At 32.1% G+C, this 9,336-nt stretch carries 8 protein-coding genes and 1 tRNA gene; all 9 read left to right on the forward strand.

All coding sequences use genetic code 11. The features are described 5' to 3' along the window. The first annotated feature begins 103 nt into the window (after positions 1-103). Positions 104-694 carry an HD domain-containing protein gene (locus tag NSA01_RS09405; protein WP_257481208.1) on the forward strand — a complete coding sequence of 197 codons (591 nt, stop codon included), beginning with the start codon at positions 104-106 and terminating at the stop codon, positions 692-694. A 122-nt stretch (positions 695-816) separates the two neighbouring features. Next, positions 817-892, forward strand: a tRNA-Thr gene (locus NSA01_RS09410). Between the two features lie 664 nt (positions 893-1,556). Next, positions 1,557-3,887, forward strand: a complete 2,331-nt coding sequence (gene cas3, locus NSA01_RS09415; protein WP_257481209.1) for a CRISPR-associated helicase Cas3' — start codon at positions 1,557-1,559, stop codon at positions 3,885-3,887. 15 nt (positions 3,888-3,902) lie between these two features. Further along, positions 3,903-4,586: a type I-C CRISPR-associated protein Cas5c gene (gene cas5c, locus NSA01_RS09420; protein WP_257481210.1), complete on the forward strand. Its 684-nt coding sequence runs from the start codon at positions 3,903-3,905 to the stop codon at positions 4,584-4,586. Then, positions 4,583-6,373: a type I-C CRISPR-associated protein Cas8c/Csd1 gene (gene cas8c, locus NSA01_RS09425; protein ID WP_257481211.1), complete on the forward strand. Its 1,791-nt coding sequence runs from the start codon at positions 4,583-4,585 to the stop codon at positions 6,371-6,373. The genes cas5c and cas8c overlap by 4 nt, the downstream gene beginning before the upstream one ends. A 47-nt stretch (positions 6,374-6,420) precedes the next feature. After that, entirely contained in the window at positions 6,421-7,299 is an 879-nt protein-coding gene (cas7c, locus tag NSA01_RS09430; protein ID WP_257481212.1) for a type I-C CRISPR-associated protein Cas7/Csd2, read from the forward strand. Further along, positions 7,283-7,960 carry a CRISPR-associated protein Cas4 gene (gene cas4 / locus NSA01_RS09435; protein WP_257481213.1) on the forward strand — a complete coding sequence of 226 codons (678 nt, stop codon included), beginning with the start codon at positions 7,283-7,285 and terminating at the stop codon, positions 7,958-7,960. The genes cas7c and cas4 overlap by 17 nt, the downstream gene beginning before the upstream one ends. Further along, complete coding sequence (cas1c, locus tag NSA01_RS09440; protein WP_257481214.1) at positions 7,957-8,988, forward strand: type I-C CRISPR-associated endonuclease Cas1c; 1,032 nt, start codon at positions 7,957-7,959, stop codon at positions 8,986-8,988. Before cas4 ends, cas1c begins: the two co-directional genes overlap by 4 nt. An 8-nt stretch (positions 8,989-8,996) precedes the next feature. After that, complete coding sequence (cas2, locus tag NSA01_RS09445) at positions 8,997-9,287, forward strand: CRISPR-associated endonuclease Cas2 (protein WP_257481215.1); 291 nt, start codon at positions 8,997-8,999, stop codon at positions 9,285-9,287. The last annotated feature ends 49 nt before the right edge of the window (positions 9,288-9,336 follow it).

The raw sequence follows: 9,336 nt of genomic DNA on the forward strand, positions 1-9,336 counted from the left end.
GGGTTCATAAGGGGCGGCGCCCCTTAACCGTATTGACAAAGAGAGTTTTTAGGTTCATAATTTACTTAATATTAAAAATATAAAGCGGATTTTGGGAGGAGAAATGGAAACAGGGATCACAAGAGATGAAGCATTTGAACTTATAAGGAAATATAACAAAGAGGCTTTTCATATAAGGCATGCGGTTACGGTGGAGAAGGTTTTGATGTGGTATGCGGATAAGCTGGGTTATGGGGATGAAAAAGAGTACTGGGGGATTGTGGGGCTCCTTCACGATATAGACTTTGAACTTTACCCGGGTGAACACTGCAAAAAGGCGGTGGATCTTCTTACCGAGGCGGGAGTGAAGGAAAGCGTCATACGCTCTGTATGTTCTCACGGTTACGGGATATGTTCCGATATAAAGCCCGAGCATGAAATGGAGAAGGTGCTTTTTGCAGCAGACGAACTTACCGGACTTATAAATGCGGCGGCGCTGATGAGACCTTCAAAGAGTACGAAGGATATGGAGCTTAAGAGCCTTAAGAAGAAGTTTAAGAGCAAGAGCTTTGCGGCCGGCTGTGACAGAGACGTAATCCAAAAGGGAGCCGAAATACTCGGAGTTGAACTGAGTGATTTGCTTTCTGATACTTTGGAAGCCATGAAAGAAAGCGAAGACGAAATAAATGATAATATGGGGAAATATAGCGTTTAGATAAAAATTATAATTAGTATTAAATATTTTTACTTAAGTATAGATTTATATAAAAAATTAGAATAAATACCTAAAAAGTTCTTGACATTTTTTATCCTATTTAGTATATTATATAGGCAGGCGCTGATGTGGCTCAATCGGTAGAGCAGCTGATTTGTAATCAGCAGGTTGTAGGTTCAAGTCCTATCATCAGCTCCATTTTTATGAAATTAAAGCTTTGATTATTCAAAGCTTTTTTTATTTTAATTATATATTAATTGTTTAATATTAGTATTTATTATTGAAAATAGTAAATGTATTGTAATGATATTTTTATAATGATATAATTTAGTGAAATTAGTAATATATATTTTTATATGTTGGATTTTTTCATAATTTAAGGTCGAATCATGTGTTATGATTTGTAGGATTGAAACTTTGTAATTAATGTTGTGAGTAAATAAAGAGAGCACCTCATAAGAGGTGCTCTCTTTATTTATACTTAGTTAAATTTGTCTTACTTTATATTATTTTATATCAAATAAAAATTTATAAGGAAATCTATGGTAATATTATTTTAAAATTATACAACTTTCATTACAAAAAGTTAAAAAGAAAGGAATGATTAAAATGATTAATTGAATATTATTTTGTTCAATAACTTAGGATCGAAGTTTGTATCTGTTTTGGAGGTAAAATATATAAAAAGTGGATGTCAAAATGACATCCACATCATAACACGAACCAATACTACTTTGTAAGATATTAGTGTTCTTAATTGTCAAAATATGTAAATAAGAGTATAATTACATATTATAGTAAACGTTTTAATTTCTATCGCTTTTTGTTACCGCCTATATAATAAAAAAATTAAGGAAGTGATATGATGGGGAAAGATAAAGAATATATCGCTCATACAAGAGAAAATAAAGACACTGGAGAAATCAAATATCAATATCTTATTGATCATTTATTAAAGGTAAGTAAATACTGTGAGGAATATGCAAGTGATTTTTCAGCGGGATATATGGGTAAATATATCGGACTTCTTCATGATCTTGGTAAGATTCAGGACGGATTCCAGGATTATATAAGAGGAGAAAGCAAAATCAAGGTCAAACATGCAGTTTTCGGCGCTAAAATGCTGTTAGATAAAGGCGAAGAAAATAAGGACGCCTATTACAGCTATTTAGCTTATCCTATATGCTGTCATCATACAGGACTTAAAGACAGCGGTAATAGAGATAGCGGAGGAAGCGGAACTTTTTACGGAAGTTGTAAAGAATTTGAAGTATCAGGATTTTATGATAATTTAAATATTGCTTTTCCAAATCCTCAAAAGCTTTATGCGCCTTTTACTGTAAATGATTTCGGGATATCCTTTTATATAAGAATGTTATTTTCATGTCTTGTGGATGCTGACTGGAGAGATACCGAGGAATTTTGTAATAATGTAAAAAGAGAAACCACACATGCTTCAATGGAAAAATTAAATAGCACTTTGGATACATATTTAAATGAACTGAGAAATAAAGAGGGTAAAGATGAAGAAATAAATAAAATCAGAAATATGATTTTGTATGAATGTATAAAAAAATCAAAATCTCCTAAAGGATTATTTTCTTTATGTGTTCCGACAGGAGGAGGTAAAACCATATCATCGCTTGCGTTTGCAGTAAAACATGCCAAGGAAAACGGAATGAAGAGGATAATATATGTCATTCCATACACTTCTATCATTGAGCAGAATGCAAAAGTTATCAAGTACATTATCGGTGAAGAATTTGTTTTGGAGCATCATATGAATGCCGAAATCAAAGAAGATGACGAAAAAATGAGATGGGCGAGCGAAAACTGGGATATACCAATAACTATAACTACAAATGTCCAATTTTTTGAATCATTATTTTCAAATAAAACTTCAAAGTCGAGAAAAGTGCATAATATGAGTAGAAGTGTCATTATCTTTGATGAAGCACAGATGCTGCCTATTGATTATTTATCTCCTTGTGTTCATTCCATTTGTGAACTTGTTAAAAATTATGGTTCCAGTGCTGTCCTTTGCAGTGCGACAAAGCCGGTCATTGATAATTATAAATATAAAGATATGCAAATCACGGAAATCGTATCAAATACAAATGAGCTTTTTGAAAAATTGAACAGGGTAGATTATAAGTATATAGATAAAAAAGATGATGAAGAAATCGTTGGTATGATAACTGAAAATAAAAGTGCTTTAGTAATTGTGAATAGCCGAAGACATGCATATAAGTTATACGATATGATAAAAGATAAAGTATTAAAAGATAAAAAAGTATTTGTCCTTTCAACATTACTAAGACCTTATGACCGACTGAAAAAAATAGAAGAAATAAAGAAACTTTTAAAAAATAATGAAGATGTCATATTTGTTTCGACACAGCTTATTGAGTGTGGAGTAGATATTGATTTCCCTGTAGTATTTAGAGCCGTTGCCGGAATAGACAGTATCATTCAGTCCGGGGGAAGAGCAAACAGAGAAGGAAAGCTTACAGATAAAGATGGTAATTTAATCAAAGGCAAGGTATATGTGTTTGAATCTACTTCGAAGGAAGGAAAATGTCCAAGCAGTATAAAACCCAAAGCAGATAAATCAAGGGAAATTATTGGCTTATTAAAAGATAGCTCTTTTGGACTTGATGGTGTTGAAAAGTATTTTAAAATGGTATATCAATTTTATAATACAGATATTTCCGGTTTAAATAAAGAACAGAAACAATTGCTTGATAAAAAAGATATTCTTGGAAGTCTTAAATTAAACGGTCAATTTCTTGGGTTTAATTATAAATATGTAAATGATAATTTTGAGATTATCAAAGATAATACATATTCAATTTTTGTTTCTGTAAAAAGTGAAGAAGATGATAGTTCAAATAAGAAAAACGATGATAAAAAGAATGATATTGATGAAAGCGTGAGCCTAAGAGATAAATTGATTTTATCAGAAAATGATAATATTAAAAATAGTATTTTGACTAAAAGTGATTTTAGAAAGATGAATAAATATATAGTAAATATTTATGAAACTGAATTTAATAGGCTTTTAAAGGATAATGTTTTAATTCAAACTAGATTTGGGATATATATTTTAAATAACGATAAATATTATGATAAAGATTTAGGGCTAGATATATTTAGCAGTGAAAATAAAAATGCAGAAGCATTAATGCAATAGAAAGAAGGTGATTAAATGGGATATGGAGTAACATTTAGAGTATGGGGAGACTATGCCTGTTTTACAAGACCTGAACTTAAGGTAGAAAAAGTAAGTTATGATATGATGACTGCATCTGCCGCAAAGGGGATATTGGAGAGCGTATACTGGAAGCCCGCCATACGCTGGATAATCGATGAAATTCATGTGATAAATGAAATAAAATTTACCAATGTAAGAAGGAACGAAGTAAGCGAAGTCCTAAAGCTTTCACAAGTAAAAGGCGCGATGAACCGGAATGCACCTTTATATATAGATGCTCCTGGGAAAAGACATCAAAGAGCTTCGATGATACTTACAGATGTTGAGTACGTAATTAGGGCTCATTTTGAATTGAATTTAGATAAATGCGGAGAAACGGATACAAAGGAAAAACATTATAATATTGCTGTACGCAGACTAAAAAAAGGACAATATTTTTCCGCTCCGTTTTTGGGGACTAGAGAATTCGGAGCTAATTTCGAACTTATCGAGGACGAAAAAGATATACCCAAAAGTTACTTGCAGGGGGAAAAAGACCTTGGGTATATGTTATACGATTTAGATTACAAATTAAGTGAAGATAAAAAAAGAAGTGAAGTATCACCTAAATATATAAGAGCTTTATTAAATGATGGCATTCTTGATTTTAGGAAAATCAGAGATGAGGTGGTGGAATGATTTTAAATGCACTTTGCAGTTATTATGATGAGCTTTTGAAACTCGGTGAAGTACCTCCCTTCGGTTATGAAAAAGTAGGTGCTAATTATGAACTTGTTTTGGATGAAGACGGTAATATAGTGAATTTGACAGAGTTTACAGACGACTCCGAAGGTAAATCAAAGAAAAGAAATTTTATTATGCCTACCAGAGGGAAGTCCAGTAAGATAAAAGCAGCTTTGGTATGCGATAATGCGGGATATATATTTGGACTGTCCGGAAGTCTTGATAAACAAAAAACAGAAGAAAAGAAATTTGAAACAGCGAAAAGTTTTCATCTTCAAATATTAAAACATTGTCATTCTAAAGAAGCTGAAGCAATAAAGAATTATTTTAGAAAATGGGATATAAATAAAGCATGGGAAGAAGAACATATTTTAAGTGCTGTACGTTCTAAAGGTGATGCGCTTCCGGGAAATATCGTAATAAGATTAGTAGGAGAAAGCAATTATCTTCATGAAAATACAGAAATAGTAAATGTATGGTTAGAAGAAAATAAAAGAGAAAACGAAGATAAAGAAAAAAGGATATCGCAGTGCGGTATTACCGGAGAGATAAGTGAAATAGCACTTCTACATGAACAGTTTCAGGGAATAAAAGGAGCAAATGCTACGGGTACATCTTTGGTTTGTTTTAATAAAGATTCGGATTTATCTTACGGACTAAATCAGTCTTTTAATTCCAATGTTTCTGTGGAAGCATCTTTTAAATACGCTCAGGCTTTAAAATATCTTCTTTCAAGCCGAGAACAAAAAATGGTCTTGGGTGAAGACACTATTGTCTTTTGGTCAGAAAAAAAGGATTATGATAATGAAGCAATATATGCTCGTTCATTTCGTTATAATAGTGAAGAGAATGAAGAAAACATGACTAAAAAAGATAAAAATATAGAAAATGCAGTAAATATTATCCTTAAAGAAGGCAGAAATGGTTTTTATAATAAAAGTATGCCTGATATAAACATTGATTTAAAAAGTAAATTTTATATATTGGGGTTATCTCCCAATGCGGGAAGAGTTTCTGTAAGATACTTTTTGTTTAATACTTTTGGGTTCTTTATGGAGGTTTTAAAACATCATTATGATGATGTTTCGATAAAAGGAAGTAAACTTGATGAAGGTAAGCCAATGAGCATACATAGGCTTTTATATGCAATAAAAAATCAGAATGCATCAAACAGTAAGGTAAATCCCTTACTCGCAGGAGCTTTGATGAGATCTGTGCTGACGGGACGTGATTATCCGATCGGCTTATACAATGAAGTAATCAGCAGAGTAAACAATGAGAGAAATATTACCCAGGCGAGAGCCGCAATCATAAAGGGTTATTTGAATAGAAAAAACAGGAATTTAAAAAAAGAGGAGGAATTTAAAGTGAGTTTGAACAAGGAAATAAAAGGAGCATATTTGCTGGGAAGGGTTTTTGCGTTGTTTGAATATATACAAAAAGAAGCTTTGGGAGAAAACTTAAATGCAACGGTTAAAGACAGATATTTTTCTTCGGCTTCGACTACACCTTCTCTCGTATATCCGACTCTGATAGATCTATCATTTAAACATCTATCAAAGATTAAAAAAGGCGACAAATCCAATACGGGATATTATTTAGAGCATAGGCTTAATGAAATGTTATCAGATTATGGTGATACAGAGTTTCCGAAGACTCTTGACAGCGATGACAGGGGAAGATTTATGCTTGGATATTTCCAGCAAAACAGAGATATATATACAAAAAAAGAAGATAGATAAAATAAATATAACATTTAATTATAATAAAAAGAAAGAGGAAAATCGATATGATAAAAAAATATGATGATGCTATAGAAAATAGAATGGAATTTGTAATTTTATTCGATGTTGAGAATGGAAATCCAAACGGTGACCCCGATGCCGATAATATGCCGAGAGTGGATCCCGCAACGGGATATGGTATAGTGACCGATGTATGTATTAAAAGAAAGATAAGAAATTATGTTCAGATGATAAAAGACGACGAGAGCCCTTATAAAATATTCGTAAAGGAATTACTTAATGATAAACAGGAAGAGGCATATGATGTAAGCGGTCTTAAAAAGAATAAAAAAGCTCCTGCGGAAGATATAAAAATCGCACAGGAATTCATGTGTAAGAATTATTTTGATATAAGAGCATTCGGAGCTGTAATGAGTACAGGAGATGCTCCGTGCGGAGTTGTCAGAGGACCAATACAGCTTAATTTTGCAAAGAGCATAGATCCTATCGAAGGTCAGGAAATAACTATAACAAGAAAAGCAGTTACAAATAAGAAAGACGCCGAAAAAGGTGCGACAATGGGTAAAAAGAACTTTATACCATATGCTCTATATAAAATGGAAGGATACATAAGTGCCAAGCTTGCACAGGATATAACCGGATTTAATGACAAAGATTTAAATCTTTTCTTTGATGCAATAATAAATATGTTTGAACATGACCATTCCGCTGCAAGAGGGAAAATGGTTGTTAGAAAACTAATTGTATTCAAACACAAAGACGCACTCGGTAATTGTCCTTCTCATAAGCTTTTTGATAGAATTAATGTCAAGAAAAAAGATGAAGTTGTTATACCGAGAAAATACGATGATTATAGCGTTGATATCAAAATTGATGATATGCCTGAAGGCGTTGAGTTGATTGATTATGACGACAGATTGTGATTATGAACATAATATCCCCATTTCTATGATAAAACAGTACGCTTATTGTCCGCATAGATTTTCTCTTATGTATTTGGATAACGTATGGGCGGAAAATTATAAGATCGTAGAGGGGAATATTACACATAAAAAAGTGGATAATCCTTTTATAAAAGAGAAAAGAAAGGATACTTTTTATTCTCGCAATGTTCCCGTATACAGTGATGAGTTAGACCTATACGGTATAGTTGATATCATTGAATTTACCAAGAGTGAGGATGACAGTGCTGTAAAGGTAAAGGGTAAAAGAGGCAAATGGAAGATTAATCCCATAGAGTATAAGAATGGTAAGAAAGAAAAAAGTAACGCTGATGCTTTACAGCTTTGTGCTCAGGCTATTTGTCTTGAGGAAATGTTTGATACTGAAATTGAATTCGGAGAAATATTTTATAACAAGATAAAAAGAAGATTTAAAGTCGAATTTGATAATAAATTGAGAAGCGAAGTCTTAAATATTATAGGGTTAATAAATGAAAATATTTCAAAAAATGAAATCATACCAATCAGGGAAGAGCAAAATTGTAATTTATGTTCAATCCGTGATAATTGTCTGCCTTTTGCTTATAGAAACAAAAATTCAAAAGAAAAATTAATAGAATTGATAAAGAGGAATGATTTATGAGAAAACTTTTAAATACTTTATATGTGCAAAATCCCGATGCTTATTTATCCTTAAAGAATGAGAATATAGTTGTCTTGCTTGAAGATGAAGAAAAGTTTTCTATTCCTTTGGTAAATATCGAGAATATAGTTTCCTTTGGTTACAGAGGAGTTAGTCCTGCTTTGATGGGTAAATGCTGTGAAAATAATATCGGGCTTTATTTTATGTCTTCAAACGGTAAGTTTTTAGCCAAAATAACAGGAAGGACAAGAGGTAATTCCACGACTAGAATGAGACAATATGAGTTATATAAAGATAAAAAATGGTGTCTTGATTTTTCAAAGGATATCGTTGCGACAAAAATATATAATACCAGATATGTTTTAAACAGATCTATAAGAGATAATAAAGAAAAAGTTGATGTTTCAAGACTTATTGAAGTAAGCGATTATATTAAAAATAACATAAGTCATGTGTATGATTTTGAAGATATTGATGCCCTGAGAGGTTTTGAGGGGATAGTTGCCAGAAAATACTTTGAAGTATTCAACGATATGATACTAAAAAAGAAGGATATTTTTAATATACAAGGGAGAAATAAAAGACCTCCTCTGGATTATGTCAATTGTATGCTTTCTTATTTATACACGATTTTGTCTTTTGAATTCATATCAGCTATCGAAACTGTCGGATTAGACCCTTCCGTCGGCTTCTTTCATGAAATAAGACCTGGAAGAAATTCGCTGGCATTGGATTTAATAGAACCTTTCAGAGCCTATTTGGTAGATAGAGTCGTTTTATCACTAATTAACTTAGGGCAAATCAAAAAACAGCATTTTGAAGAAAAAGAGGGCGGAGCCATTTTAATGACGGATGAAGGCAGGACGATAATACTCAATGCATGGCAGGAGAAAAAGAAAGAAATATTAAGACACCCGAACATAGATGAAAAGATAGAAATCGGATTGATACCTTTTGCAGAAGCCCAGCTTTTAAGCAGGACGATAAGAGAAAGAAGAGAAAGTTATCCGACTTTTATAGTCAAATAGGTGATATTATGTTTGTGATTATTGCATATGATGTGAATACTACGACTGCCGGAGGGAGAAAAAATCTAAGACTTGTAAGTAAAGAATGCGAAAAATACGGACAAAGGGTTCAAAATTCTTTATTTGAATGTTTGATTGATTATGGAACTTTTTTAAAACTCAAAAATAAACTGGAAGATATAATTGATTTGGAAAATGATAGCCTTAGATATTATTACTTGGGAAATAAGTGGAAAGGTAAAATCGAGCATGTGGGTGCGAAACAAAATTATGATCCTTCAGGAACTCTTATTTTATAAACTGCGAACCCCAAGCTCACATTTTTTTAATTATTTAAAATCCTTTTAT

This window comes from Anaerofustis stercorihominis (assembly GCF_024623185.1).
GTDB lineage: Bacteria > Bacillota > Clostridia > Eubacteriales > Anaerofustaceae > Anaerofustis.